The 23,689-nt window shown below is 69.3% G+C and carries 33 protein-coding genes; all 33 read right to left on the bottom strand.

The annotated features are described in order from the left end of the window. Positions 1-11: 11 nt before the first annotated feature. Positions 12-665, bottom strand: a complete 654-nt coding sequence (locus JK356_RS02830) for an adenylate kinase (protein ID WP_201865873.1) — start codon at positions 663-665, stop codon at positions 12-14. Beyond that, entirely contained in the window at positions 665-1,990 is a 1,326-nt protein-coding gene (gene secY / locus JK356_RS02825; RefSeq protein ID WP_201865872.1) for a preprotein translocase subunit SecY, read from the bottom strand. Before secY ends, JK356_RS02830 begins: the two co-directional genes overlap by 1 nt. A 193-nt stretch (positions 1,991-2,183) precedes the next feature. Continuing rightward, positions 2,184-2,675 carry a 50S ribosomal protein L15 gene (gene rplO, locus JK356_RS02820; RefSeq protein WP_201865871.1) on the bottom strand — a complete coding sequence of 164 codons (492 nt, stop codon included), beginning with the start codon at positions 2,673-2,675 and terminating at the stop codon, positions 2,184-2,186. A gap of 1 nt (position 2,676) precedes the next feature. Further along, positions 2,677-2,859 carry a 50S ribosomal protein L30 gene (gene rpmD, locus JK356_RS02815; protein ID WP_201865870.1) on the bottom strand — a complete coding sequence of 61 codons (183 nt, stop codon included), beginning with the start codon at positions 2,857-2,859 and terminating at the stop codon, positions 2,677-2,679. Continuing rightward, on the bottom strand, positions 2,859-3,461 hold the full coding sequence (rpsE, locus tag JK356_RS02810) for a 30S ribosomal protein S5 (RefSeq protein WP_201865869.1): 603 nt from the start codon (positions 3,459-3,461) through the stop codon (positions 2,859-2,861). The genes rpmD and rpsE overlap by 1 nt, the downstream gene beginning before the upstream one ends. Positions 3,462-3,496: 35 nt before the next feature. Continuing rightward, a complete protein-coding gene (gene rplR / locus JK356_RS02805; RefSeq protein WP_201865868.1) occupies positions 3,497-3,880 on the bottom strand; it encodes a 50S ribosomal protein L18 in 384 nt (127 codons plus the stop codon). A 3-nt stretch (positions 3,881-3,883) separates the two neighbouring features. After that, positions 3,884-4,423 (bottom strand): 50S ribosomal protein L6, encoded by a 540-nt coding sequence (gene rplF, locus JK356_RS02800; protein WP_201865867.1) that lies wholly within the window; start codon positions 4,421-4,423, stop codon positions 3,884-3,886. A gap of 19 nt (positions 4,424-4,442) precedes the next feature. Next, positions 4,443-4,841, bottom strand: a complete 399-nt coding sequence (rpsH, locus tag JK356_RS02795) for a 30S ribosomal protein S8 (RefSeq protein ID WP_201865866.1) — start codon at positions 4,839-4,841, stop codon at positions 4,443-4,445. A 61-nt stretch (positions 4,842-4,902) separates the two neighbouring features. Further along, complete coding sequence (locus JK356_RS02790) at positions 4,903-5,088, bottom strand: type Z 30S ribosomal protein S14 (protein ID WP_201865865.1); 186 nt, start codon at positions 5,086-5,088, stop codon at positions 4,903-4,905. 3 nt (positions 5,089-5,091) lie between these two features. Further along, positions 5,092-5,655, bottom strand: coding sequence for a 50S ribosomal protein L5 (gene rplE, locus JK356_RS02785; RefSeq protein ID WP_201865864.1), 564 nt, complete (start codon positions 5,653-5,655; stop codon positions 5,092-5,094). Next, on the bottom strand, positions 5,655-5,978 hold the full coding sequence (gene rplX, locus JK356_RS02780; protein WP_201865863.1) for a 50S ribosomal protein L24: 324 nt from the start codon (positions 5,976-5,978) through the stop codon (positions 5,655-5,657). Before rplX ends, rplE begins: the two co-directional genes overlap by 1 nt. 2 nt (positions 5,979-5,980) lie before the next feature. After that, a complete protein-coding gene (gene rplN / locus JK356_RS02775) occupies positions 5,981-6,349 on the bottom strand; it encodes a 50S ribosomal protein L14 (RefSeq protein ID WP_201865862.1) in 369 nt (122 codons plus the stop codon). 3 nt (positions 6,350-6,352) lie between these two features. Further along, complete coding sequence (rpsQ, locus tag JK356_RS02770) at positions 6,353-6,634, bottom strand: 30S ribosomal protein S17 (RefSeq protein ID WP_201865861.1); 282 nt, start codon at positions 6,632-6,634, stop codon at positions 6,353-6,355. Continuing rightward, positions 6,634-6,921, bottom strand: coding sequence for a 50S ribosomal protein L29 (rpmC, locus tag JK356_RS02765; protein WP_236670642.1), 288 nt, complete (start codon positions 6,919-6,921; stop codon positions 6,634-6,636). Before rpmC ends, rpsQ begins: the two co-directional genes overlap by 1 nt. Continuing rightward, positions 6,921-7,340, bottom strand: coding sequence for a 50S ribosomal protein L16 (rplP, locus tag JK356_RS02760; RefSeq protein ID WP_201865860.1), 420 nt, complete (start codon positions 7,338-7,340; stop codon positions 6,921-6,923). The genes rpmC and rplP overlap by 1 nt, the downstream gene beginning before the upstream one ends. Positions 7,341-7,343: 3 nt before the next feature. Then, positions 7,344-8,186 carry a 30S ribosomal protein S3 gene (gene rpsC, locus JK356_RS02755; protein ID WP_201865859.1) on the bottom strand — a complete coding sequence of 281 codons (843 nt, stop codon included), beginning with the start codon at positions 8,184-8,186 and terminating at the stop codon, positions 7,344-7,346. Continuing rightward, positions 8,186-8,533: a 50S ribosomal protein L22 gene (gene rplV, locus JK356_RS02750; protein WP_201866108.1), complete on the bottom strand. Its 348-nt coding sequence runs from the start codon at positions 8,531-8,533 to the stop codon at positions 8,186-8,188. The genes rpsC and rplV overlap by 1 nt, the downstream gene beginning before the upstream one ends. A 49-nt stretch (positions 8,534-8,582) precedes the next feature. Further along, the gene (gene rpsS, locus JK356_RS02745) at positions 8,583-8,864 is read right to left on the bottom strand and encodes a 30S ribosomal protein S19 (RefSeq protein WP_201865858.1); all 282 of its coding nucleotides are present in this window, start codon (positions 8,862-8,864) and stop codon (positions 8,583-8,585) included. 11 nt (positions 8,865-8,875) lie between these two features. Continuing rightward, the gene (gene rplB, locus JK356_RS02740; protein WP_201865857.1) at positions 8,876-9,712 is read right to left on the bottom strand and encodes a 50S ribosomal protein L2; all 837 of its coding nucleotides are present in this window, start codon (positions 9,710-9,712) and stop codon (positions 8,876-8,878) included. Between the two features lie 42 nt (positions 9,713-9,754). Then, on the bottom strand, positions 9,755-10,090 hold the full coding sequence (rplW, locus tag JK356_RS02735) for a 50S ribosomal protein L23 (protein WP_201865856.1): 336 nt from the start codon (positions 10,088-10,090) through the stop codon (positions 9,755-9,757). After that, positions 10,090-10,782 (bottom strand): 50S ribosomal protein L4, encoded by a 693-nt coding sequence (rplD, locus tag JK356_RS02730; protein WP_201865855.1) that lies wholly within the window; start codon positions 10,780-10,782, stop codon positions 10,090-10,092. Before rplD ends, rplW begins: the two co-directional genes overlap by 1 nt. Positions 10,783-10,789: 7 nt before the next feature. Beyond that, positions 10,790-11,446 (bottom strand): 50S ribosomal protein L3, encoded by a 657-nt coding sequence (gene rplC / locus JK356_RS02725; RefSeq protein ID WP_201865854.1) that lies wholly within the window; start codon positions 11,444-11,446, stop codon positions 10,790-10,792. A 14-nt stretch (positions 11,447-11,460) separates the two neighbouring features. Beyond that, a complete protein-coding gene (gene rpsJ / locus JK356_RS02720) occupies positions 11,461-11,769 on the bottom strand; it encodes a 30S ribosomal protein S10 (RefSeq protein WP_016473429.1) in 309 nt (102 codons plus the stop codon). 447 nt (positions 11,770-12,216) lie between these two features. After that, positions 12,217-13,668, bottom strand: a complete 1,452-nt coding sequence (locus JK356_RS02715) for a cation acetate symporter (protein WP_201865853.1) — start codon at positions 13,666-13,668, stop codon at positions 12,217-12,219. Then, a complete protein-coding gene (locus JK356_RS02710) occupies positions 13,665-14,054 on the bottom strand; it encodes a hypothetical protein (RefSeq protein ID WP_201865852.1) in 390 nt (129 codons plus the stop codon). The genes JK356_RS02715 and JK356_RS02710 overlap by 4 nt, the downstream gene beginning before the upstream one ends. Continuing rightward, positions 14,051-14,863, bottom strand: a complete 813-nt coding sequence (locus tag JK356_RS02705; protein ID WP_236670641.1) for a LytTR family DNA-binding domain-containing protein — start codon at positions 14,861-14,863, stop codon at positions 14,051-14,053. Before JK356_RS02705 ends, JK356_RS02710 begins: the two co-directional genes overlap by 4 nt. Beyond that, positions 14,860-15,984 carry a sensor histidine kinase gene (locus JK356_RS02700; RefSeq protein WP_236670640.1) on the bottom strand — a complete coding sequence of 375 codons (1,125 nt, stop codon included), beginning with the start codon at positions 15,982-15,984 and terminating at the stop codon, positions 14,860-14,862. The genes JK356_RS02705 and JK356_RS02700 overlap by 4 nt, the downstream gene beginning before the upstream one ends. Positions 15,985-16,084: 100 nt before the next feature. Then, positions 16,085-17,113: a DUF5954 family protein gene (locus JK356_RS02695; protein ID WP_201865851.1), complete on the bottom strand. Its 1,029-nt coding sequence runs from the start codon at positions 17,111-17,113 to the stop codon at positions 16,085-16,087. Between the two features lie 205 nt (positions 17,114-17,318). Then, positions 17,319-19,022, bottom strand: a complete 1,704-nt coding sequence (locus JK356_RS02690; RefSeq protein WP_201865850.1) for a cation acetate symporter — start codon at positions 19,020-19,022, stop codon at positions 17,319-17,321. Continuing rightward, positions 19,019-19,417, bottom strand: a complete 399-nt coding sequence (locus JK356_RS02685; protein WP_201865849.1) for a DUF485 domain-containing protein — start codon at positions 19,415-19,417, stop codon at positions 19,019-19,021. Before JK356_RS02685 ends, JK356_RS02690 begins: the two co-directional genes overlap by 4 nt. A 272-nt stretch (positions 19,418-19,689) precedes the next feature. Continuing rightward, the gene (tuf, locus tag JK356_RS02680) at positions 19,690-20,883 is read right to left on the bottom strand and encodes an elongation factor Tu (RefSeq protein WP_201865848.1); all 1,194 of its coding nucleotides are present in this window, start codon (positions 20,881-20,883) and stop codon (positions 19,690-19,692) included. Positions 20,884-21,058: 175 nt separating this feature from the next. Next, the gene (gene fusA / locus JK356_RS02675; protein WP_201865847.1) at positions 21,059-23,182 is read right to left on the bottom strand and encodes an elongation factor G; all 2,124 of its coding nucleotides are present in this window, start codon (positions 23,180-23,182) and stop codon (positions 21,059-21,061) included. A gap of 36 nt (positions 23,183-23,218) precedes the next feature. Next, complete coding sequence (rpsG, locus tag JK356_RS02670; protein WP_201865846.1) at positions 23,219-23,689, bottom strand: 30S ribosomal protein S7; 471 nt, start codon at positions 23,687-23,689, stop codon at positions 23,219-23,221.

Raw genomic sequence — 23,689 nt, 5'->3', positions numbered from 1 at the left:
CCCCGGACGGCCTAGTCGCGCTCCGGCAGGGCGTCCAGCGCCCGCCGCGTCACCTCGGGGACCGTCCCGAGCGCGGAGATCGTCACCACCAGGCCCTGGGCGCGGTAGTAGTCGATGATCGGCTCGGTCTCCTCGTGGTAGACCGCCAGCCGCCGGCGGACCGTGTCCTCCTGGTCGTCCTCGCGCTGGTACAGCTCGCCGCCGCACACGTCGCAGACGCCCTCGGTCTTCGGCGGGTTGTACTCCACGTGGAAGATGTGGCTGCTGTCGTTGCGGCACGAGCGGCGGCCGGCGATGCGCTTGACCACCTCGGCCTCGGGCACCTCCAGGTCCAGGACGGCGTCGAGCTTGACGCCCCACTCGCGCAGCAGCGCGTCCAGCGCCTCGGACTGGGCGATGTTGCGCGGGAAGCCGTCCAGCAGGAAGCCGTTCGCCGCGTCGGGCTGGCGCATGCGGTCCGCCGCCATCTCCACCGTGACCTGGTCCGGCACCAGTCCGCCATCACGCAGGATCGACTCGACTTTCCGCCCCAGCGGGGTGCCGCGGCGGATGTTGGCGCGGAAGAGGTCGCCCGTGGAGATGTGCGGGATGGACAGGTGCTCGGCGAGCAGCGCGGCCTGCGTGCCCTTGCCCGCGCCGGGGGGTCCGGTGAGGACGATTCGCATCAGCGGAGGAACCCTTCGTAATTTCGCTGGTGGAGCTGGCTCTCGATCTGGCGAACCGTCTCCAGGCCGACGCCCACGATAATCAGGATGGAGGTGCCTCCGAACGGGAAGTCCTGCTGCGCGTTGAACGCCACCAGCGCCACCGTTGGCACCAGGGCGATCAGGCCCAGGTAGAGCGAGCCCGGCCAGGTGATGCGGTTCAGCACGTAGCTCAGGTACTCCACGGTGGGACGGCCCGCCCGGATGCCCGGGATAAAACCACCATACTTCTTCATATTCTCAGCGACGTCTTCGGGGTTGAACGTGATGGCCACGTAGAAGAACGCGAAGAAGACGATCAGCAGGAAGTAGGTGGCGATGTAGTACGGGTGGTCACCGCCCGTGAAGTAGCGGTTGACCCAGTCCGCCCAGCCTGAGTCCGAGTCCCCGGCAAACTGCACCAGCAGCTGCGGGATGTACAGCAGCGAGGACGCGAAGATGACGGGGATCACACCCGCCTGGTTGACCTTGAGCGGGATGTAGGTCGAGGTGCCGCCGTACGAGCGGCGGCCGATCATGCGCTTGGCGTACTGGACGGGGATGCGGCGCTGGGCCAGCTCGACGAAGACGACCAGGCCGACCATGGCCAGGCCGCAGATGACGACCACGCCGAACTCGAGCCAGCCGCCCGCCAGGCTGCCCTGCTGCTTGATCTGCCACATCGAGGCAGGGAAGCCCGCGGCGATGGACACGAACATCAGCATGGACATGCCGTTACCGATGCCCCGGTCGGTGATCAGCTCACCCATCCACATGATCAGCGAGGTGGCCGAGGTCAGGGCGATGACCATGACCAGCGTCGCGAAGATCGAGTCGTCCGGGATGATCTCGCTGCCGACGGAGCAGTTCGGGAAGAGGGTGCCGCTGCGGGCCGTCGCGACCAGGCCGGTGGCCTGGAGCACGGCGAGGGCGAGCGTCAGGTACCGGGTGTACTGCGTGATCTTCGCCTGCCCGCTCTGGCCCTCCTTCTTCAGGGCCTCGAGGCGAGGGATCACCACGACGAGGAGCTGGAGGATGATGCTGGCGGTGATGTAGGGCATGATGCCCAGCGCGAAGATGGTCAGCTGGAGCAGTGCCCCGCCGCTGAACATGTTGACCAGGCCAAAGAGGCTGGAGCCGCCGCTGCTCGCCTCCATCTCCTCCACGCACGTATTGACGTTAGGGAAGCTGACGCCCGGTACCGGCACGTGCTGTCCGATCCGGAACAGCACCACGATGCCGAGGGTGAAGAGCAGCTTCTTACGCAGGTCGGGTGTCTGGAACGCCCGGGCGAACGCGGTGAGCACGGCTCCTCCTGCGCCCCCCGCGTCGTGCGCGAGAGGTGACGGTTGTGAGGTCCAACAGGTGACAGTTCAAAGGCTGCGGTGGCGACAACGAACGCCACCTTACCGGCGTTGACGCCAGGCCGGAATGACTGACCGGGGACGTCCATCGGTGGACATCCCCGGTCACGGGCGATCAGGCCAACGCGGGGCCGGATCAGGAACGCACGGTCACGGAGCCACCGGCCGCGGTGATCTTCTCCTTGGCGGAGGCGGAGACGGCGTCCACCGTCACCTGAAGCGCCACGGAGATCTCACCCTGGCCGAGCACCTTGACCAGTTCGTTCTTGCGCACCGCGCCCTTGGCCACCAGGTCCGGGATCGTGACCTCGCCGCCCTCGGGGTAGAGCTCGGCCAGCTTCTCGACGTTGACGACCTGGTACTGCTTGTGGGCAGGGTTGTTGAACCCCTTGAGCTTGGGCAGCCGCATGTGCAGCGGCAGCTGCCCGCCCTCGAAGCCCGTCCTGATCTGCTTGCGGGCCTTGGAACCCTTGGTTCCCCGGCCAGCCGTCTTGCCCTTGGACGCCTCACCACGACCCACACGGATCTTGGACTTCTTGGCGCCGGGTGCGGGCCTGAGGTCGTGGAGCTTGATCGGGCCACTGCCCGGCTGCTCGCCGTCCTTCGGCTCCTTGGAGAGCTCCGCCATCTCAGTCCACCTCCTCGACCTTCACGAGATGCCGCACCGTGTTGGCCATGCCGCGGATCTCCGGACGGTCCTCCTTGATGACCGACTGGTTGATCTTCCGCAGCCCCAGTGAACGCAGGGTGTCACGGTGGTTCTGCTTCGCCCCGATACGGGACCTGACCTGAGTGATCTTCAGCCGCGCCATCACGCCCCCACCCCGGCACGCGCCCGCAGCAGAGCCGCGGGGGCGACGTCCTCGAGCGGCAGGCCCCGGCGGGCAGCGATCTCCTCGGGCCGCTGAAGACCCTTAAGAGCGGCCACCGTGGCGTGCACGATGTTGATCGGGTTCGCCGATCCGAGCGACTTGCTGAGCACGTCGTGGATGCCGGCGCACTCCAGCACGGCACGCACCGGGCCACCGGCGATCACACCGGTACCGGGAGAGGCCGGCTTGAGGAGCACGATGCCCGCGGCCTCCTCGCCCTGGATCGGGTGCGGGATGGTGCCCTGGATACGCGGGACCTTGAAGAAGTGCTTCTTGGCCTCCTCAACGCCCTTGGCGATGGCGGCCGGCACCTCCTTGGCCTTCCCGTACCCGACACCCACGGTGCCGTCACCGTCGCCCACCACGACCAGCGCGGTGAAGCTGAAGCGACGGCCACCCTTGACTACCTTGGCGACGCGGTTGATCGCGACGACGCGCTCGACGTACGCGGTCTTCTCAGCGGCGGAGCCGCCGTCCCGGCCCTTACGGTCCCGCCGCTCGCCGCCACCGCCGCCGCCAGAGCGGCGCTGTGGTCCAGCCATGATCTACCTTTCCAATCTCTCTCGACGGGACCGGCTCAGAACTTGAGCCCCGCCTCACGGGCGGCGTCGGCCAGCGCGGCGACGCGCCCGGCGTACTTGTTGCCGCCACGGTCGAACACGACGGCCTCAATGCCAGCGGCCTTGGCCCGCTCGGCGACCAGGGCGCCGACCTGCTTGGCCTTGGCGCTCTTGTCCCCCTCGGTGCCACGGATGGAGGCGTCCAGGGACGAGGCGGAGACCAGGGTGTGGCCCTGGGTGTCGTCGATGACCTGCGCCACCATGTGGCGGTTGGAGCGGGTCACGACCAGGCGCGGACGCTCGGGCGTGCCCGACACCTTCTTGCGGACACGGATGTGGCGCCGCTTGACGGCGGCCCGCTTGCGCGCGTCGCCCTTGGCGACCTTGACACCGTATGCCATGGCTTACTTACCCGCCTTTCCGACCTTGCGGCGGATGACTTCACCCTCGTACTTGACGCCCTTGGCCTTGTACGGGTCGGGCTTGCGCAGCTTGCGGATGTTGGCCGCGACCTCGCCGACCTTCTGCTTGTCGATGCCCTCGACGCTGAAGCGGGTCGGGGACTCGACCTTGAAGGAGATGCCCTCCGGCGGCTCCACCACGATCGGGTGGCTGTAGCCGAGGGAGAACTCCAGGTTGGAGCCCTTCGCCTGCACGCGGTAGCCGACGCCGCTGATCTCCAGGCGCTTCACGTAGCCCTCGGTCACCCCGGTGATCATGTTGGCCACCAGGGTCCGGGACAGGCCGTGCAGGGCCCGGTTGCGGTTCTCGTCGTTCGGCCGCGTCACGACGATCGTGCCGTCCTCGGCGCGGGAGACCTCAATGGGCGCGGCCACGGTGTGGCTCAGGGACCCCTTGGGGCCCTTCACGGCCACCGTGCGGCCGTCGATGGTGACGTCAACGCCGGAGGGAACGGGAATGGGCTGCTTGCCGATGCGCGACATGCTTCGTCAGTCCCTTCCGTCACCAGACGTAGGCGAGGACTTCCCCGCCCACGCCCTTGCGCTGTGCCTGCTTGTCGGTGAGGACGCCCTGGGAGGTGGAGATGATCGCCACCCCGAGACCGCCGAGCACCTTCGGCAGGTTCGTGGACTTCGCGTAGACCCGCAGGCCCGGCTTCGAGATCCGCTTGATGCCGGCGATGGAACGCTCGCGGTTGGGGCCGTACTTCAGCTCCAGGACGAGGTTCTTGCCCACCTGGGCGTCCTCGGTCCGCCATCCGGTGATGTAGCCCTCCTGCTGGAGGATCTCCGCGATGTGCGACTTGATCTTGCTGTGCGGCATGACCACGGTGTCGTGGTACGCCGAGTTAGCGTTCCGCAGACGGGTCAGCATGTCTGCGATCGGGTCGGTCATGGTCATGAAACGGCCTTCGGCCTCTCTCGCCGCGGTTTCCCCTCCGGGACCTGCGGCGTAGTAAGGGTTACCAGGAGCTCTTGGTCACGCCCGGCAGCTCGCCGCGGTGGGCCATCTGTCGCAGGCACACACGGCACAGGCCGAACTTGCGGTACACGGAGTGCGGACGGCCGCAGCGCTGGCAGCGCGTGTAGGCGCGCACCTTGAACTTCGGCTTGCGGCTCGCCTTGGCGATCAGAGCCTTCTTAGCCACGGCTCATGCCTCCTTGAACGGGAATCCGAGGTGGCGGAGCAGGCTGCGCCCCTCCTCATCGGTCTTGGCCGTGGTGACCACGGTGATGTCCATGCCGCGCACCCGGTCGATGTGGTCCGGGTCGATCTCGTGGAACATCAGCTGCTCGGTCAGGCCGAAGGTGTAGTTGCCCCGGCCGTCGAACTGCTTGGGCGACAGGCCACGGAAGTCACGGATGCGGGGCAGCGCCAGCGACAGCAGGCGGTCGAGGAACTCCCACATCCGGTCGCCGCGCAGCGTCACGTGGGCGCCGATCGGCTGGCCCTCACGCAGCTTGAACTGCGCGATGGACTTCCTGGCCCGGGTCACAACCGGCTTCTGGCCGGTGATCGTGGCGAGGTCGCGGACGGCGCCCTCGATCAGCTTCGAGTCGCGGGCGGCCTCGCCCACGCCCATGTTGACCACGATCTTGGTCAGGCCCGGGATCTGCATGACGTTCTTGTAGCCGAACTCGTCACGCAGCTTGCCGGAGATCTCTTCGCGGTACCGCACCTTCAGGCGCGGCACAGGGACAGTGGCAGTGGTCATCAGATGTCCTCACCGGTCCGCCGGGCAACGCGGATCTTGTTGCCGTTGTCGTCGAAGCGGTAGCCGACGCGGGTGGTGACCTTCTTGCCGTCCTGCTCGACGACCAGCATCACGTTGCTGACGTGGATCGGGGCCTCCGTGGTGATGATGCCGCCGGTCTTCGATCCGCGCTGCGTCTGGCCCGCCTTGATGTGCTTCTTGACCCGGTTGACACCCTCGACGATGACACGCTCCTCGCGGGGGAAAGCCTTGATGACCTTCCCCTGCTTGCCGCGGTCCTTGCCGGTGATGACCTGAACCAGGTCGCCCTTCTTGATCTTCATGCTCACAGCACCTCCGGCGCGAGCGAGATGATCTTCATGAACTTCTTCTCGCGCAGCTCACGGCCGACCGGCCCGAAGATGCGGGTGCCGCGGGGATCCCCGTCGTTCCTGAGAAGGACGGCGGCGTTCTCGTCGAAGCGGATGTACGAACCGTCCGGACGGCGGCGCTCCTTCACGGCGCGCACGACGACGGCCTTGACGATATCGCCCTTCTTCACGTTGCCACCGGGGATCGCGTCCTTGACGGTGGCCACGATCACGTCGCCGATGCCCGCGTAGCGGCGGCCGGAACCACCGAGCACACGGATGCAGAGGATCTCCTTCGCGCCCGTGTTGTCGGCGACTCGCAGTCGCGACTCCTGCTGGATCATTGGTTACTTCGCCTTCTCCAGAATCTCCACGACGCGCCAGCGCTTGGTCGCGGACAGCGGACGGGTCTCCATCAGAAGAACGCGGTCACCGACGCCAGCGGCGTTCTGCTCGTCGTGCGCCTTGAGCTTGCTGGTGCGGCGGATGATCTTGCCGTACAGCGCGTGCTTGACCCGGTCCTCGACGGCGACGACGACGGTCTTGTCCATCTTGTCGCTGACCACGAGGCCCTCGCGGGTCTTGCGCCGGCCGCGCGCGTTCGTCTCGGTCACAGTGCTCTCACTCATCAGGCGTTCTCCACCGCCTCGTCCTGGCCGGCGGACTCGGCGGTCTTGTCAGCGTCGCCACCGGCCACCGGCGCCACCGTCTCGATGCCGAGCTCGCGCTCCCGCATCAGCGTGTAGACCCGGGCGATGTCCTTGCGGACGGCCTTCAGGCGGCTGTTGTTCTCCAGCTGCCCCGTCGCCGCCTGGAAGCGGAGGCGGAACAGCTCCTCCTTGGCCTCGCGCAGCTTGACGAGGAGCTCCTCGTCGTTCAGCTCCCGCAGCTCGGAAACCTTGGTACCGACGGCCATCAGGACTCACCTGCCTCGCGCCGGACGATCCGGCACTTCATCGGAAGCTTGTGAGCGGCGCGGGTCAGCGCCTCACGAGCGATTCTCTCGTTCGGGTAGGACAGCTCGAACATCACCCGGCCCGGCTTGACGTTCGCCACCCACCACTCGGGCGAGCCCTTACCGGAACCCATGCGGGTCTCCGCGGGCTTCTTGGTCAGCGGACGGTCCGGGAAGATGTTGATCCAGACCTTGCCGCCGCGCTTGATGTGACGGGTCATGGAGATACGAGCGGCCTCGATCTGCCGGTTCGTCACGTAAGCGCCGGTAACGGCCTGGATGCCGTACTCGCCGAAGGCGACCTCGGTACCGCCCTTGGCCATGCCCCTGCGCTTGGGGTGGTGCTGCTTGCGGTACTTGACCTTGCGGGGGATCAGCATGGCTCAGCTCTCCGTCGTTCCCGTGGTGGTCTCGGCGGCCGGAGCAGCAGCGTTCTCGGCCTTCGGCGCCTCGGCACCCCTGGCCTCGTTGTTCTGCTGGTTGTTCTGCTGCTGCTGCGGCTTGCGTCCGCGGCCACGCTCCCCGCGCCCGCGGGAGCGGTCACCGCGCGCCGGGCGGTTGCCCGCGCGGGCAGCCGCGTTCTCGGCACGGACCTCGGCGATGTTCTTGACGTCGCCCTTGTAGATCCAGACCTTCACACCGATCCGGCCGAAGGTGGTACGGGCCTCGAAGAAGCCGTAGTCCACGTTGGCGCGGAGCGTGTGCAGGGGCACGCGGCCCTCGCGGTAGAACTCCGAGCGGGACATCTCGGCGCCGCCGAGACGGCCGCCGCACTGGATCTTGATGCCCCGGGCGCCCGCCTTCATCGTGCTCTGCATCGACTTGCGCATCGCACGGCGGAAGGAGACGCGGGAGGACAGCTGCTCGGCCACCGCCTGGGCGACGAGCTGCGCGTCCAGCTCCGGGTTCTTGACCTCAAGGATGTTGAACTGGATCTGCTTGCCGGTCAGCTTCTCCAGGTTGCTGCGCAGCCGGTCGGCCTCCGCGCCGCGGCGGCCGATGACGATGCCCGGCCGGGCGGTGTGGACGTCGACGCGGACCCGGTCACGGGTGCGCTCGATCTCCACCTTGGAGATACCGGCGCGCTCCATGCCCTGGGTGAGCATGCGGCGGATCGCGACGTCTTCCTTGATGTAGTCCTTGTACAGCTTGTCGGCGTACCAGCGCGACTTGAAGTCGGTGGTCACGCCAAGGCGGAACCCGTGCGGGTTGACCTTCTGACCCATTACCGGGACTCCTCCTTGCTGCCGACGACCACCGTGATGTGGCTGGTCCGCTTGCGGATCCGGTACGCGCGGCCCTGGGCGCGCGGGCGGAACCGCTTCAGGGTCGGACCCTCGTCGACGTACGCCTCCTTGACGTAGAGCGTGTCGACGTCCGTGTGGTTGTAGTTGTGGGCGGCATTGGCGATGGCGCTGTCGAGCACCTTGCCCACCGGAACGCTCGCGGCCTGCGGGGCGAAACGCAGGACCGCCTGAGCCTCCGTGGCGTCCTTGCCACGGATGAGGTCCACCACCCGGCGGGCCTTCATGGGCGTGACGCGGATGTACCGCGCGCGGGCCCTGGCTTCCATGGTTGTCCCTTCGGTGTCACTCATGTCGATTTGGCTTCACACCCGCTGGTCAGCGACGACGCGACTTGCGGTCGTCCTTGACGTGGCCGCGGAAGGTGCGCGTCGGCGCGAACTCGCCGAGCTTGTGGCCGACCATCGACTCGGTGATGAACACCGGGACGTGCTTGCGGCCGTCGTGCACCGCGATCGTGTGGCCCAGCATGGCCGGGACGATCATCGAGCGGCGAGACCAGGTCTTGATGACGTTCTTGGTGCCCGCTTCGTTCTGCGACTCGACCTTCTTCATCAGGTGGTCGTCGACGAAGGGCCCCTTCTTCAGACTGCGCGGCATCGGCCCTGCTCCTAGCGCTTCTTGTTCGTCTTGCGGCGACGGACGATGTACTTGTTGCTCGCCTTCTTGGGCGAACGCGTACGGCCTTCCTTCTTGCCCCAGGGCGAAACGGGGTGACGGCCACCGGAGGTGCGGCCCTCACCACCACCGTGGGGGTGGTCGACCGGGTTCATCACGACGCCGCGGACGCTCGGGCGGACGCCCTTCCAGCGCATGCGGCCGGCCTTGCCCCAGTTGATGTTCGACTGCTCGGCGTTGCCGACCTCGCCGACGGTGGCGCGGCAGCGGACGTCGACCAGCCGGATCTCACCGGAGGGCATGCGCAGGTGGGCCATGCGGCCCTCCTTCGCCAGCAGCTGCACGGAGGCACCGGCGGAGCGGGCGAACTTCGCGCCGCCACCGGGCTTCAGCTCGATGGCGTGGATGATCGTACCCACCGGGATGTTCCGCAGCGGGAGGTTGTTCCCCGGCTTGATGTCGGCGCCGGGGCCGTTCTCGATGCGGTCGCCCTGCTTGAGGTTGGCCGGGCAGAGGATGTAGCGCTTCTCGCCGTCCGCGTAGTGCAGCAGCGCGATGCGCGCGGTGCGGTTGGGGTCGTACTCGATGTGCGCGACCTTCGCCGGCACGCCGTCCTTGTCGTGCCGCCGGAAGTCGATCAGGCGGTACGCGCGCTTGTGGCCACCGCCCTGGTGGCGCACGGACACGCGGCCGGCGTTGTCACGGCCACCCTTGCTGTGCAGGGGGCGGACCAGCGACTTCTCCGGCGTGGACCGCGTGATCTCGACGAAGTCGGCGACACTGGCGCCACGACGGCCCGGAGTCGTCGGCTTGTACTTGCGGATACCCATCTTCTCTTCAGTCCTGTCCGGTATCGGACGGCCGTGTCCCCGTCAGGAGACGTACGGGCCGCCGAAGATGTCGATGCTGTCGCCCTCTGCGAGGGTCACGATGGCGCGCTTGGTGTTGGGGCGCCGGCCGTAACCGGTGCGGGTGCGCTTGCGCTTGCCCTGCCGGTTGATCGTGTTCACGCTGGTGACCTTGACGGAGAAGATCTCCTCGACGGCCTGCTTGATCTGCGTCTTGTTGGCACGCGGATCGACGATGAACGTGTACTTGTTCTCGTCCAGCAGTCCGTAGCTCTTCTCGGAGACCACCGGCCTGACCAGGATGTCGTGCGGGTCGGTGAACTCCTTGCTGGAGATCACCTCGCTGACGGGCTCGCTCATCAGGCGTCGCTCCCTTCAGGCTGCTTGTCCAGCGTGGTCGCCGCGGCCTCACGGGCCTTGCCGGTGGCGCGGGCCACGAAGCGGTCGAACGCCGCCTTGGTGAAGATCACGTCGTCCGAGTCGAGCACGTCGTAGGTGTTGAGCTGGCCCGGGTCGAGCAGGTGCACCTGCGGCAGGTTGCGGGCCGAGCGCCACGACGTCTCGTCCGTGCGGTCGGCGACGAGCAGCAGCTTCTTGCGGTCGCTGATCTTCTCCAGCAGGGCACGGGCGGCCTTGGTGGAGATGCCGCCGTCCACCACACCGGTCACGACGTGGATGCGGTCGTTGCGCGCCCGGTCGGTGAGGGCGCTGCGCAGGGCGGCCGCCTTCATCTTCTTCGGGGTGCGCTGCGAGTAGTCGCGCGGCACCGGACCGTGCACGACGCCACCGCCGGTGAACTGCGGCGCGCGGATCGAGCCCTGGCGGGCGCGGCCGGTGCCCTTCTGGCGGTACGGCTTCTTGCCACCGCCGCGGACCTCGCCGCGGGTCTTCGTCTTGTGCGTGCCCTGGCGGGCGGCGGCGAGCTGCGCGACGACGACCTGGTGCATCAGCGGCACGCTGACCCTGGCGTCGAAGATCTCCGGGGGCAGCTCGACCGTCCCGGCCTTCTCGCCCTTGGGCGACAGGATGTCAATGGTGGTTGGGGTACTCATGTGAACCTCAGGCCCCCTTGGCCGCGGTGCGGACCAGGACGAGGCCGCCGTTGGGACCGGGGACGGAGCCCTTGATGAGGAGCAGGCCCTTCTCCGCGTCGACGGCGTGGACGGTCAGATTCTGGGTGGTCACGCGCTCGTTGCCCATGCGCCCGGCCATGCGCAGGCCCTTGAACACACGGCCGGGGGTGGCGCAGCCACCGATGGAGCCGGGCGAGCGGTGCTTGCGCTGGGTACCGTGCGAGGCGCCGAGGCCGCCGAAGCCGTGGCGCTTCATGACACCGGCGGTGCCCTTGCCCTTGCTCTTGCCGGTCACGTCGACCTTGGTGCCGGACTCGAACACGTCGGCCGTGAGCTCCTGGCCGACGGTGTACTCACTGGCGTCGCCGGTGCGGATCTCGACGAGGTGACGCCGCGGCGTGACGTTGGCCTTGGCGAAGTGGCCCTTCATGGGCTTGTTCACCTTGCGCGGGTCGATCTCGCCGTAGGCGATCTGGACAGCTTCGTAGCCGTCGCGGTCCTTGGTGCGCACCTGCGTAACGACGCAGGGCCCGGCCTTGACCACGGTCACCGGGACCACGCGGTTCTCGCTGTCCCAGACCTGGGTCATGCCGAGCTTGTGACCGAGGACGCCCTTGACCTTCCGAGTGGTGTGATCAGTCATCTTCTCCGCACCTCTCAGAGCTTGATCTCGATGTCCACGCCGGCGGGCAGGTCCAGGCGCATCAGCGAGTCAACGGTCTTGGGGGTCGGGTCGAGGATGTCGATCAGACGCTTGTGCGTACGCATCTCGAAGTGCTCGCGCGAGTCCTTGTACTTGTGCGGCGACTTGATGACGCAGTACACGTTCTTTTCCGTGGGCAGCGGCACCGGGCCCGCGACCGACGCACCCGTGCGGGTCACCGTCTCGACGATCTTCTTCGCCGAGTTGTCGATGACCTCGTGGTCGTAGGCCTTGAGCCGGATGCGGATCTTCTGTCCCGCCATGGCTACTTCGCAGTCCTGTCTTCGTGGTCAACGCTCTGGACCCGGTGTCCGGGCTCCTTCCTCTCCGACCCACGCGGTCGGGCGTGTCGCGCCCGACCCCGGATTTCACCGCAGGGTGTTTCCTCGGGGAGGAGTGGGGGGAGAACTTCCACCGGGTGCCTGGTATCAAGCTCCGCCAGCGCTTCCCGGAAGATCCCGGTATTTCCGCGCCTGATCAGGCGCGACGAATACAGTGGGACTCGCTTCCAGTCCTCCCGGCGGGAGGCGCGCGACATCAGCTCTCAACCGAGCAACCTGGTCAGTGTGCCACAGGAGGCGCGACGCCCGCCAATCGGCCGGACAGCGCCCCGCTTACCGCGGACGTCCTGCTGACCGCCGCCGCGGACCGCCCGCCGGCTACCCGCCGGGCGCCGGTCACGGCCCTGCGCCTCCCCGCTCATCTCCACGTTAGACGTGCAGCCGGAGCACGGCGCGCTCGGCCCAGTCGGGCGGGGTGCCCAGCAGCGAGACCCCCGCCATCACCGCGAACGCCAGCGGCACCGTCCAGGCGGCCGGCTGGGCCAGCAGCACCACCAGCCAGCCGGGCCCCGGGTCCCACACGACCGAGGCCAGCGCCGCCCCCGACGCCGCGCACACCCCCGTCGTCAGCCCGGCGGCGGCCCCCACCAGCGTCAGGCCGCGCCACCAGATGCCCAGCACCAGCAGCGGGCAGAACGTCGAGGCGGCCACCGCGAACGCCCAGCCGACGAGCACGTTGATGTCCACCCGCTCCGCCGGCAGCGACAGCACGACGGCGACCAGCGCCCCCGCCGCCACCGCCGCCCGCAGCCGCGGCAGGCTGGCGCGCGAGAGGTCGTGCGAGAGCCCGCCGGCCAGCGCCATCAGCAGCCCGGAGGACGTGGACAGGAAGGCGGCGAAGGCACCCGCCGCGACCACGGCCGTCAGCACCTCTCCGAAGACCCCGCCGATGATCTCGCCCGGCAGCACCACCGTGACGGTGTCCGTGTCGCCGCTGCCGACCAGATCGCGGGTGAAGACCCGGCCGAGCAGCCCGTACACCGCGGGGAAGAGGTAGAACAGCCCCAGCAGCACGATGACGCCGACCGCCACCCGCCGGGCCACCCGCGCCGTGGCGCTGGTGTGGAACCGCATGATGACGTGCGGCAGCCCGGCCGCCCCGAGCGTCGTGGCGAGCAGCACGGACCACGTGGACAGCAGCGGCTCCCCGGCGCCGGCCAGGTCGAGCAGCGGCCTGCTCCACTCGCCGGTCTCCACGGTCAGCGCCCGCTGCCGGGCCTCCGGGCCCGCGTGCGCGAACAGGAAGACGGCGGGCACCGCGATGAAGACGAGCTTGACCAGGTAGTGGAAGCCCTGCACGTACGTGGCCGAGCGCATGCCCCCGGCGGCGATCGAGACGCAGACCACCAACCCGGCGAGCACCACGCCCACCCAGTAGGGCGTGCCGCTGACCAGGTGCAGCACCACCCCGGCGCCCTTGAACTGCGGCACCAGGTACATCCACATGATGACCAGGACGATGACCGCACACAGCTTCCTGATGGCCTGCGAGCCCAGCCGGTAGTCGGCGAAGTCCGGCACGGTGTACGCGCCGGAGCGGCGCATCGGCCCGGCGACGAGGGCGACGACCGCGACGTACCCGGCGGTGAAGCCGACCGCGTACCACAGGCTGCCCACGCCGTCCTTGAGCATCATGCCCGCCAGCCCCAGCACGGAGGCCGCCGAGACGTACTCCCCCGCGATGGCCATGGCGTTCCAGCCGGGGGCGATGCGGCGCGAGGCGACCAGGAAGTCGGGCGTCGTGCGCGCGGCGCGCACCCCGTAGACGCCGATGGCCATGCTGGCGGCCAGCAGCAGTCCGATGGCGAGCAGGCCGGTCATGTGCCCTGTCCGCCGCCGCGGCGGCTGTCGTCCTCGATGCGCTCCGCGGCGCGGACGTGCAGCGCCGCGATGAGCAGCAGCAGCGGATAGGACGCGGTCATCAGCAGCAGCCAGGAGGCGGGGATGCCCGCGACGGCGACATCGCCGAGCCCGGGGAAGGCGCCGAGCAGGCCGGACAGGCCGAACAGCAGCGTGCCCAGCGCGGCCATGGTGCGCACGGCCAGCCGCCGCTGCCGCGCGAAGACCGCCCGGGCCCGGGCGTCGAGCGCCTCGTCCTCGGTGCCGGGTGCGGGCAGCGGCACCAGGTGCTGGGCCGGCCGGTGGCGCCGGGAGAGCGCGATCCGGGTCTGCGGGCTGGTGATCCGCACCCGCCGCTGCTGGCTCACCGCTGCTCGTCCCGGACGGCGGCGAGCAGCCGTTCCTTCAGCTCCCTGGCGTGGCGGCGGCTGACCGGAACGTCCCCGGCGGGGGTGCGGGCGAGCAGCCCGGAGGAGCTGGTGACGTGCAGGTCGCGGACCCAGTTGACGGACACCAGGTAGCCGCGGTGGGCGCGCACGAACCCGGCGGACGCCCAGACCTCCTCCAGGTAGGACAGGGACAGCCGGATGAGGTGGCTGCCCTCGGCGGTGTGCAGGCGCACGTAGTCGCCGTGCGCCTCGGCGAACTGGATGTCGTCGCGGTGGATGAACAGGGTGTGGCGCCCGGTCTCGATCTGCACGACGGCCAGTTCGTCGGCGGGCTGCTGCGCCGGCGCGGCCGGGGCGGCCGGGCCGCGCCCGGGGCGGCGCAGCGCCAGGACGCGGGAGACGGCCTCGGCCAGGCGCTCGGGCCGCAGCGGCTTGAGGAGGTAGTCCGCGGCCCCGATACCGAACGCCTCGACGGCGTGGGACTCGGAGGCGGTGACGAAGACGATGGCGGGCGGCGAGGACAGCACGGCCAGCAGGCGGGCGAGTTCCATGCCGTCCAGTCCCGGCATGGAGATGTCGAGGAACGCGGCGTCGAACGTCTCGGTGCCCAGCAGCCGCACGGCCGACTCGCCGCTGTCCGCCTCGCGGACGGTGGCGATCTCCGGCATCGCGGCGAGCAGGGACGCCAGTTCCTGCCGCGTGGACGCCTCGTCCTCGACGACGAGGGCGCGCAGCCGGGCGGACCGCGCCGGCGCGGCCGTCCCGGTCATTCCCGTGATTCCGGTCATGTGGCCAGCACCCCTCGCTGGAACCGGGGCACCCGGACGACGACCTTGGTGCCGCTGCCGGGCGCGGTCTCGATGACGAGCCCGTACTCGGGCCCGTACACGGTGCGCAGGCGTTCGTCGACGTTGGCCAGGCCCACCCGGCGGCGGCCGACGTCGCCGGCGGCGTCCTTGGGCGGGCCGGTCCCGGCGAGCAGGGCCTGGGCGTAGGCGGGGTCCATGCCGACGCCGTCGTCCTCGATCTCGATCACGCACAACGGCCCCTCGCCGTAGCCGGAGACGCTGATGGAGCCGGGGCCAGGCTTGGGCTCCAGGCCGTGGCGGACGGCGTTCTCCACGAGCGGCTGGATGACGAGGAACGGGATGGCGACCGGCAGGATCTCGGGGGCCATCCGGACGGTGAGGTCCATGCGGTCGTCGAAGCGGGCGCGCTGGAGCTCCAGGTAGGTCTGGATGGCCTGGAGTTCGTCGGCGACGGTGGCGTAGTCGCCCTTGGTGGAGAAGTTGTAGCGCAGGTAGTCGGCGAAGTCGTTGAGCAGGGTGCGGGCGCGGTCGGGGTCGGTGCGGATACGCGCCCCGATGACGGCGAGCGCGTTGTGGAGGAAGTGCGGGGAGATCTGGGCCCGCAGGGTGCGCAGCTCGGCCTGGGCGATGCGGCTGCGGGCGCGGCGCAGCGCGGCGTGGTCGAGGGCGCGGGCGACGAGGGGCGCGAGGGCGTCGAGTTCGGCTTCGCGGGCCGGGTCGCCGTCGCGGGCGCTGCCGGCCGGGCCGTCGCCGTAGCGGACGGCGATCGCGCCGGTCAGGTCGTCCGCGACGAGCAGGGGCACGGCGCACCAGGGCGGGCGCCGGGCCAGGGCGGCCTGCTCGTAGGTCTGGGCCAGCAGCGCGGCGAGCGCGTCGGCCTCGTCGCCCTGGGGCGCGGGGCCCGCCGTGGCGACGGGTCCGTCGAGATCGGCCAGGACGACGGTGCGGGCCTGAAGCAGCCGGCGCAGCCGCTTGGCGGCCTGGGTGCCGCCGCGCCCGGACAGGCCCTCGCGCAGGTCGTCGCCGAGGCCGGCGACCGCGCGCAGCACGCGCACGGTGTGGTCCGCCCCGGGGCGCGACTCGGCTCTGCGTGCTCGCATCCGGTCCAGCATGGCCCGCACGGTAGTCCAGGCGGGTGCCCGGCTTGTAGGGCTAGGACGCGGTCTGGTCGATCCGGACGGGGCGCGCGGCGGCGCCCGCTCAGCCGCCGGCGGGCGGTGCGGGCGGGGCGCCCGGGTAGGGGTCGAGCCGGGTGGGGCCGTAGGGGTCCAGGTCGCTGGGGCGGGGCGGCTCGGGCCCGTCGGGGCCGATGCGCATCATGCGTTCGACGCGGATGACGCGGAAGCGGCGGCCGAGCACGCGCAGTTCGTCGCGCGGGGGGCCGGAGCGGTACGCCTCGGCGGCGGCGGCGTAGCGCCGGGCGTGCTCGTGCGGGACGTCGCGTTCGAGGGCCGGGAGGAACTCCGTGAGGTAGCTGAAGAGCACGGCGCGGGCGTCCTGGGGGGTGGGCAGCAGGCCGGCCATCGGCTCCCAGGAGGTGCCCTTGCGTTCGGCGAAGGTGAAGGCGGCGGGCAGCAGGACGACGCCGGGGTGGGTGCGCACGGCGCGGCGTGAGTCCTCGCGGGCGGCGCGGGGGATGCGGGGCGAGCGGTAGCGCAGGGCGAGCAGCTCCATGCGCTGGATGGACTCGGCGATGCCGGTGGCCCGGGCGTGGTCGATGAGGAAGCCGGTGGTGCGGCAGCTGGGGCGGCGGCCGGGAGCGCCGATGTCACGGCGGGGGTCGTCGGGGTCGGTGGGGCGGGGTCCTTCGATGCCGTCGGGGCCGATGCGGGCGAACTCGTCGGCGCGGACGACGCGATAGCGGGTGGTGCCCGCGGTGAGTTCGTTGGCGGGCGGCTCGCGCTGGAGGCGGGCGATGGCGGCCATCAGGTGGGCGCGCAGCCGGTCGCCGGGGCGCGTCTCGGTCTGGGCCTTGGTCCACAGATGGGAGATGAGGCCGTCGCGGGAGTGCTGGGGATAGCCGTCGGCGACGTCGCTGAGCAGGCGCCAGGCGGGGGCGTCCTCGGGGCGCTGCTCGGCGTAGCCGAAGACGGGGCCGCGGATGACGATGCTCGGGTACCGCACGGCGGCGCGGCAGGCGTCCTGCTCGGTGACGGCGGAGACGGGGTCGTCGCGCCGGGTGACCCTGATGGTCAGGTGACGCGGCGTGTTCCACGGGTGATCCCTCATGTGCCCAGTGTGACGGCAACCTCGTGGCCAGGTCACCCGATTACCCGAATTCTGCTGCCGGGAGGCGCGGCGGCGGGGCGTCCCCGGCGGCGGACCGGAGGGGGACGCCCGGGGCCCGAGGAGGGCACTCGGGCCCCGGGGAGGGTGCCGGGTGGGAGGCCCGGCGGTCTCGTGGTGCGTTGCAGCGCGGTGAGGCGCGCGGAGGTCAGTGGGAGGACGCGCGCTCGGCTCCCGCGCCGGTCAGGGCGCGCACCTGGAGACGGGCGAAACGCTCGTCGTCGGACTCCTTCGACAGCAGGGTGCCGACGATGGCGCAGAGCAGGCCCAGCGGGATGGACACCAGGCCCGGGTTCTCCAGCGGGAACCAGTGGAAGTCCACGCTCGCGGGGAAGAGGGACAGGCTGTTCCCCTCGGCGTCGACGCCCTTGCCGGAGACGACGGGCGAGAAGAACACCAGGCCGACGGAGCTGATCAGGCCGCCGTAGATGCCGGCCAGCGCACCGGTGGTGTTGAACCGCCGCCAGAACAGGCTGAGCAGGATCACCGGCAGGTTGGCCGAGGCCGCGATGGCGAAGGCCAGGGCGACCAGGAAGGCGACGTTGAGGTTCTGCGAGAAGACGGCGAGGACGATGGCGACCGCCCCCACGCCGATGGCGGCGAACCGGGCGACCCGCACCTCCTCCTTCTCCGAGGCCTGCCCCTTGCGGAGCACGGCGTTGTAGAAGTCGTGCGCCAGCGAGGACGAGGAGGCGATCGTCAGCCCGGCGACCGTGGACAGGATGGTCGCGAAGGCGACGGCCGCGATGAACGCCAGCATCACCGCGCCCCAGAACTCGCCGCCGAAGTGGTCGCCGACCTCCTGGGCGAGCATGGGCGCCGCGGTGTTGCCCGCGCTGTTCTGGCCCGCGATGGCCTCCGCTCCCACCAGCGCGGCGGCGCCGAAGCCGAGCACCAGGGTCAGCAGGTAGAAGCAGCCGATGATGCCGATGGCCCAGTTGACCGACTTCCGCGCGGTCCGGGAGTCCGGAACGGTGTAGAAGCGGATCAGGATGTGCGGCAGTCCGGCCGTGCCCAGCACCAGGGCGAGGCCGAGGCTGATCAGGTCCAGCTTGTTGACCATGGTCTGCCAGGCGTCGCCCGCGACCTCGACGCCGTACCGCTGCCCTGGTTCGAGGAACGCGTCGCCGGCGCCGCTGGCCGCCGCGGCGTCGTTCATCAGCGACCCGAGGTTGAAGTCGTAGATCGCCAGCACCAGCAGGGTCACCAGCAGAGCGCCGCCCATGAGCATGACGGCCTTGACGATCTGCACCCAGGTGGTGCCGGTCATGCCGCCGAACGACACGTAGATGACCATCAGGATGCCGACGACGACGATGCCGACGATCTTCGTGGTGTCGGCGCTCATCCCGAGGTACGTCTCGCCCTCCTCGATGCCCAGCAGCAGCGCGACCAGCGCGCCCGCGCCGACCATCTGGGCCAGCAGGTAGAAGATCGAGACGGTCAGCGTGGACACCGACGCGGCGGTGCGGACGGACCGCTGCCGCATCCGGTACGACACGACGTCGGCCATCGTGAACCGGCCGGAGTTCCGCAGCAGCTCGGCGACGAGCAGCAGCGCCACCAGCCAGGCGACGAGGAAGCCGATCGAGTACAGGAAGCCGTCGTAGCCGAAGAGGGCGATCATGCCGGCGATGCCGAGGAAGGAGGCGGCCGACATGTAGTCGCCGCCGATGGCGAAGCCGTTCTGGATGCCGCTGAAGCCCCGGCCGGCGGAGTGGAAGTCGGTGGCCGACTTGGTGCGGCGGCTCGCCCACACGGTGATGCCGATGGTGGTGGCGATGAGCAGGCCGAACAGGATGACGGTGATCAGCCGCTCCTGCGAGCCGGAAGCCTGTGCCAGCGTGATCACGCCTCGTCCCCCTTCCTGGCAGGCGGCACGGCCGGGCCGCCGGACTCCAGTTCCCCGCGCAGCTCGTCGGCGAGCGGGTCGAACCGGCGGCCGGCGTAACGGGAGTAGGCGATCGCGATGCCGAACGTCGTGACGAACTGGAGCAGGCCGAACACCAGAGCCACGTTGAAGCTGCCGACGATGTCCGTGGCCATCACGCCGCGGGCATAGGCCGACATCAGCACGTACAGCAGGTACCAGGCGAGAAAGCCGATGCTCACGGGCACCACGAACCGCAGCAGCCGGGCGCGCAGATCGTGGAAGCGGGGGTCGTCGTGCATGGCCACCGAGCGGGCCGTGAGGTCCTCGCCCGGCGGTGGTTCTGTTCCTTCGGGGACGGAACGCGTCGTCGTCATTACCGGCTCCTGTCGGGGACTGCTCCGGGAAATGTAAGGAGCGTCACACGACACGGGCAGGCGGCCGACGCCGCCACTCGGCGAACGGTCGGATTGCGCGCCGAGCGGGCGACGGGGGGACGGCGGAAGGGAGGGCGGGCAGCCCTCGCCGGGACGGCACCTGCCGGCGCCCAGCCGGCGACACCGGAAAGGCAGCGGGCCCCGCCCCCGTGCGGTACGGGAGCGGGGCCCTGCGCAGGCCGTGAGGCTCTGCCGCCCTCAGGCGGCCCGGGTCACTTGATGATCTTGGTGACCTGGCCGGCGCCCACGGTGCGGCCACCCTCGCGGATGGCGAACCGCAGGCCCTCCTCCATGGCGACGGGCTGGATCAGCTCGACGCGCATCTCGGTGTTGTCGCCCGGCATGACCATCTCGGTGCCCTCGGGGAGGTGCACCACGCCGGTGACGTCCGTGGTACGGAAGTAGAACTGCGGACGGTAGTTGTTGAAGAACGGGGTGTGGCGGCCCCCCTCGTCCTTCGAGAGGATGTAGGCCTGGCCCTCGAACTCCGTGTGCGGGGTGACCGAGCCCGGCTTGATGACAACCTGGCCGCGCTCGACGTCCTCGCGCTTGACACCACGGAGCAGCAGACCGACGTTCTCACCGGCCTGGCCCTCGTCGAGCAGCTTGCGGAACATCTCGATGCCGGTGACGGTCGTGGAGACCTTCTCCTCGCGGATACCGACGATGTCGACGTTCTCGTTCACCTTCAGCGTGCCGCGCTCGATGCGGCCGGTGACCACGGTGCCGCGGCCGGTGATGGTGAAGACGTCCTCGATCGGCATCAGGAATGGCTTGTCGATGTCACGCTGCGGCTGCGGGATCGACTCGTCGACAGCCTTCATCAGCTCGAGGATGCTCTTGGACCACTCCGGGTCGCCCTCCAGGGCCTTCAGAGCGGAGACCTTGATGACCGGAACCTCGTCGCCCGGGAACTCGTACTCGGTGAGCAGCTCACGGACCTCGAGCTCGACGAGCTCCATGATCTCCTCGTCGTCCACCATGTCCGCCTTGTTGAGGGCGACCACGATGTACGGCACGCCGACCTGGCGGGCCAGGAGCACGTGCTCCTTGGTCTGCGGCATCGGGCCGTCGGTGGCGGCGACCACGAGGATGGCGCCGTCCATCTGAGCGGCACCGGTGATCATGTTCTTGATGTAGTCCGCGTGACCCGGGCAGTCGACGTGGGCGTAGTGACGGGACTCCGTCTGGTACTCGACGTGCGCGATGGAGATGGTGATACCGCGCTGACGCTCCTCAGGCGCCTTGTCGATGTTCTCGAACGCCGAAACCTCGTTGAGCTCCGGGTACGTGTCGTGCAGCACCTTGGTGATCGCCGCGGTAAGCGTCGTCTTGCCGTGGTCGATGTGACCGATGGTGCCAATGTTGACGTGCGGCTTAGTCCGCTCGAACTTCGCCTTCGCCACTGGGGTCCTCCTGTGGACTGGTGCTGTACGCCCTCCGCGTCTTGCGGAAGGTTTCAGGTGGTCGTACCGAACCGGTCAGGACCCCGAGGGGACGCCCTTGACCGTTTCGCTTGTTAAGGGCCGGCGGCCGGGGGCCGCAAAGGCCCCCGATCACCCCATTGCTCCAGCTTAAGGGTTATTCGCCCTTCGCCTTCGCGATGATCTCCTCGGAGACGTTCTTGGGTACCTCGCCGTAGGAGTCGAACTGCATGCTGTAGCTCGCACGGCCGGAGGTCTTGCTCCGCAGGTCACCCACGTAACCGAACATCTCCGACAGCGGGACCAGCGCCTTGACGACCTTGGCGCCGCTGCGGTCCTCCATGGCCTGGATCTGGCCACGGCGGGAGTTGATATCACCGATGACGTCACCCATGTACTCCTCGGGCGTGGTGACCTCGACGGCCATCAGCGGCTCGAGCAGGACAGGGCTGGCCTTCCGCGCGGCCTCCTTGAACGCCATGGAACCGGCGATCTTGAAGGCCATCTCCGACGAGTCCACCTCGTGGTACGCGCCGTCGGTCAGGATCACCTTCACACCGGTCAGCGGGTAGCCGGCGAGCACGCCGAACTCCATCGCCTCCTGGCAGCCCGCGTCCACCGAGGGGATGTACTCCCGGGGGATGCGGCCACCGGTGATCTGGTTGACGAACTCGTAGCCGTCGCCCTCCAGGGGCTCCAGGCTGATCTGGACCTTCGCGAACTGGCCGGAGCCACCGGTCTGCTTCTTGTGCGTGTACTCGACCTTCTCGACCGGGCGCCGCAGCGTCTCCCGGTAGGCAACCTGCGGCTTGCCGACGTTGGCCTCGACCTTGAACTCCCGCTTCATGCGGTCGACCAGCACGTCCAGGTGCAGCTCGCCCATGCCGGCGATGATGGTCTGGCCGGTCTCCTCGTCGGCCTTGACCTGGAAGGACGGGTCCTCCTCGGCCAGCCGCTGGATCGCGACGCCCAGCTTCTCCTGGTCACCCTTGGACTTCGGCTCGATGGCCACCTCGATGACCGGGGCCGGGAAGTCCATGGACTCCAGGATGACCTGGTTGTTCGGGTCCGAGAGCGTCTCACCCGTGGTGGTCTGCTTCAGGCCCATGACGGCGCAGATGTCGCCCGCACCGACGCTCTCGATCTCCTCACGCTTGTTCGCGTGCATCCGGTAGATCTTGCCGATGCGCTCCTTCTTGCCCTTCACGGAGTTCATGACCTGGGCGCCGGAGGTGAGCACACCGGAGTAGACCCGGACGAACGTGAGCTTGCCCAGGTGCGGGTCGCTCATGATCTTGAACGCCAGGGCCGCGAGCGGCTCCTCCTCGGACGGCCGGCGGGCGATGATCTCCTCGGCGTCCTTCGGCGAGTGCCCCTCGATGGCCTCGACATCGAGCGGCGAGGGCAGGTAGCGCACCACCGCGTCGAGCAAGGGCTGCACGCCCTTGTTCTTGAACGCGGTGCCGCAGAACACCGGAGTGACGGTGATGCCGTCGTCGCCGCCCGTGGAGGCGAGGGTGACCCGGCGGATCGCCGCCGCGAGCTGCTCCGCGGAGGGCTCGCCGCCCTCCAGGTACAGCTCCATCATCTCCTCGTCGTTCTCCGCGACGGCCTCGACGAGCTTGTTGTGCCACTCGTCGGCCTGCTCGCGCATGTTCTCGGGGATGTCGACGACGTCGTACATCTCGCCGAGCTTGGCCTCGGGCGAGTAGACCAGCGCCTTCATCTGGACGAGGTCCACGACACCCTGGAAGTCGGCCTCGGCACCGATAGGCAGCTGCATGACCAGCGGAGTCGCGTTGAGGCGGTCCACGATCATGTCGACGCAGCGGAAGAAGTCGGCGCCCGTGCGGTCCAGCTTGTTCACGAAGCAGATCCGCGGCACGCCGTAGCGGTCGGCCTGACGCCAGACGGTCTCGGACTGGGGCTCGACACCGGCGACGCCGTCGAACACCGTCACCGCGCCGTCCAGGACGCGCAGCGAGCGCTCCACCTCGACGGTGAAGTCCACGTGACCGGGCGTGTCGATGATGTTGATCGTGTTGTCGACGCCATCGACGGTCCAGTGGCAGGTGACAGCGGCGGAGGTGATGGTGATCCCCCGCTCCTGCTCCTGCTCCATCCAGTCGGTGACGGCGGCACCGTCGTGGACCTCACCGACCTTGTAGCTCATGCCGGTGTAGTAGAGGATCCGCTCGGTGGTCGTCGTCTTGCCCGCGTCGATGTGGGCCATGATCCCGATGTTCCGGACCCTGGCCAGGTCAAGTGAAGTGGTAGCCATCTGGCTTGCTCTTCTCTCGGTCTCGGTGGGCCGCGACTACCAGCGGTAGTGCGCGAAGGCCTTGTTGGACTCGGCCATCTTGTGGGTGTCCTCGCGCTTCTTGACAGAAGCGCCGAGGCCGTTCGACGCGTCCAGCAGCTCGTTCATCAGCCGCTCCGTCATCGTCTTCTCACGGCGGGCACGGGCGTAGCCCACCAGCCAGCGGAGCGCGAGCGTGGACGAGCGGCCCGGGCGGACCTCGACCGGCACCTGGTAGGTCGCGCCACCGACGCGGCGGGAGCGGACCTCAAGGGTCGGCTTCACGTTCTCCAGGGCACGCTTGAGGATGATGACCGGGTCGTTGCCGGTCTTCTCCCGCAGGCCCTCAAGGGCGCCGTACACGATGCGCTCAGCGGTGGAGCGCTTGCCGTGCAGCAGCACCTTGTTGATGAGAGACGTCACCAGAGGAGACCCGTAGACCGGGTCAACGTGGACCGGGCGCTTCGGGGCAGGGCCCTTGCGAGGCAT

Source organism: Streptomyces sp. 7-21, assembly GCF_016741785.1.
Classification (GTDB): domain Bacteria; phylum Actinomycetota; class Actinomycetes; order Streptomycetales; family Streptomycetaceae; genus Streptomyces.
Note: the sequence above shows the minus strand (reverse complement) of the source record. Positions and strands in the feature narration are given on the sequence as shown.

What these genes read in the sequence shown, in the direction of transcription:
- JK356_RS02700 (WP_236670640.1), bottom strand. Translation starts at nt 15,984, where the DNA reads ATGCGAGCACGCAGAGCCGAGTCGCGCCCCGGGGCGGACCACACCGTG.
- JK356_RS02685 (WP_201865849.1), bottom strand. Translation starts at nt 19,417, where the DNA reads ATGACGACGACGCGTTCCGTCCCCGAAGGAACAGAACCACCGCCGGGC.
- JK356_RS02715 (WP_201865853.1), bottom strand. Translation starts at nt 13,668, where the DNA reads ATGACCGGCCTGCTCGCCATCGGACTGCTGCTGGCCGCCAGCATGGCC.
- rplX (WP_201865863.1), bottom strand. Translation starts at nt 5,978, where the DNA reads ATGAAGATCAAGAAGGGCGACCTGGTTCAGGTCATCACCGGCAAGGAC.
- rpmC (WP_236670642.1), bottom strand. Translation starts at nt 6,921, where the DNA reads ATGGCCGTCGGTACCAAGGTTTCCGAGCTGCGGGAGCTGAACGACGAG.
- rplB (WP_201865857.1), bottom strand. Translation starts at nt 9,712, where the DNA reads ATGGGTATCCGCAAGTACAAGCCGACGACTCCGGGCCGTCGTGGCGCC.
- rplW (WP_201865856.1), bottom strand. Translation starts at nt 10,090, where the DNA reads ATGAGCGAGCCCGTCAGCGAGGTGATCTCCAGCAAGGAGTTCACCGAC.
- JK356_RS02695 (WP_201865851.1), bottom strand. Translation starts at nt 17,113, where the DNA reads ATGAGGGATCACCCGTGGAACACGCCGCGTCACCTGACCATCAGGGTC.
- rplR (WP_201865868.1), bottom strand. Translation starts at nt 3,880, where the DNA reads ATGGCATACGGTGTCAAGGTCGCCAAGGGCGACGCGCGCAAGCGGGCC.
- rplN (WP_201865862.1), bottom strand. Translation starts at nt 6,349, where the DNA reads ATGATCCAGCAGGAGTCGCGACTGCGAGTCGCCGACAACACGGGCGCG.
- rpmD (WP_201865870.1), bottom strand. Translation starts at nt 2,859, where the DNA reads ATGGCGCGGCTGAAGATCACTCAGGTCAGGTCCCGTATCGGGGCGAAG.
- rpsH (WP_201865866.1), bottom strand. Translation starts at nt 4,841, where the DNA reads ATGACCATGACCGACCCGATCGCAGACATGCTGACCCGTCTGCGGAAC.
- JK356_RS02830 (WP_201865873.1), bottom strand. Translation starts at nt 665, where the DNA reads ATGCGAATCGTCCTCACCGGACCCCCCGGCGCGGGCAAGGGCACGCAG.
- rpsQ (WP_201865861.1), bottom strand. Translation starts at nt 6,634, where the DNA reads ATGAGTGAGAGCACTGTGACCGAGACGAACGCGCGCGGCCGGCGCAAG.
- rplF (WP_201865867.1), bottom strand. Translation starts at nt 4,423, where the DNA reads ATGTCGCGCATCGGCAAGCAGCCCATTCCCGTTCCCTCCGGCGTTGAC.
- rplE (WP_201865864.1), bottom strand. Translation starts at nt 5,655, where the DNA reads ATGACCACTGCCACTGTCCCTGTGCCGCGCCTGAAGGTGCGGTACCGC.
- rplV (WP_201866108.1), bottom strand. Translation starts at nt 8,533, where the DNA reads ATGGAAGCCAGGGCCCGCGCGCGGTACATCCGCGTCACGCCCATGAAG.
- fusA (WP_201865847.1), bottom strand. Translation starts at nt 23,182, where the DNA reads ATGGCTACCACTTCACTTGACCTGGCCAGGGTCCGGAACATCGGGATC.
- rpsC (WP_201865859.1), bottom strand. Translation starts at nt 8,186, where the DNA reads ATGGGTCAGAAGGTCAACCCGCACGGGTTCCGCCTTGGCGTGACCACC.
- rpsS (WP_201865858.1), bottom strand. Translation starts at nt 8,864, where the DNA reads ATGCCGCGCAGTCTGAAGAAGGGGCCCTTCGTCGACGACCACCTGATG.
- rplD (WP_201865855.1), bottom strand. Translation starts at nt 10,782, where the DNA reads ATGAGTACCCCAACCACCATTGACATCCTGTCGCCCAAGGGCGAGAAG.
- rpsJ (WP_016473429.1), bottom strand. Translation starts at nt 11,769, where the DNA reads ATGGCGGGACAGAAGATCCGCATCCGGCTCAAGGCCTACGACCACGAG.
- rpsG (WP_201865846.1), bottom strand. Translation starts at nt 23,689, where the DNA reads ATGCCTCGCAAGGGCCCTGCCCCGAAGCGCCCGGTCCACGTTGACCCG.
- rplO (WP_201865871.1), bottom strand. Translation starts at nt 2,675, where the DNA reads ATGGCGGAGCTCTCCAAGGAGCCGAAGGACGGCGAGCAGCCGGGCAGT.
- rplC (WP_201865854.1), bottom strand. Translation starts at nt 11,446, where the DNA reads ATGACTGATCACACCACTCGGAAGGTCAAGGGCGTCCTCGGTCACAAG.
- JK356_RS02705 (WP_236670641.1), bottom strand. Translation starts at nt 14,863, where the DNA reads ATGACCGGAATCACGGGAATGACCGGGACGGCCGCGCCGGCGCGGTCC.
- rpsE (WP_201865869.1), bottom strand. Translation starts at nt 3,461, where the DNA reads ATGGCTGGACCACAGCGCCGCTCTGGCGGCGGCGGTGGCGGCGAGCGG.
- rplP (WP_201865860.1), bottom strand. Translation starts at nt 7,340, where the DNA reads ATGCTGATCCCCCGCAAGGTCAAGTACCGCAAGCAGCACCACCCCAAG.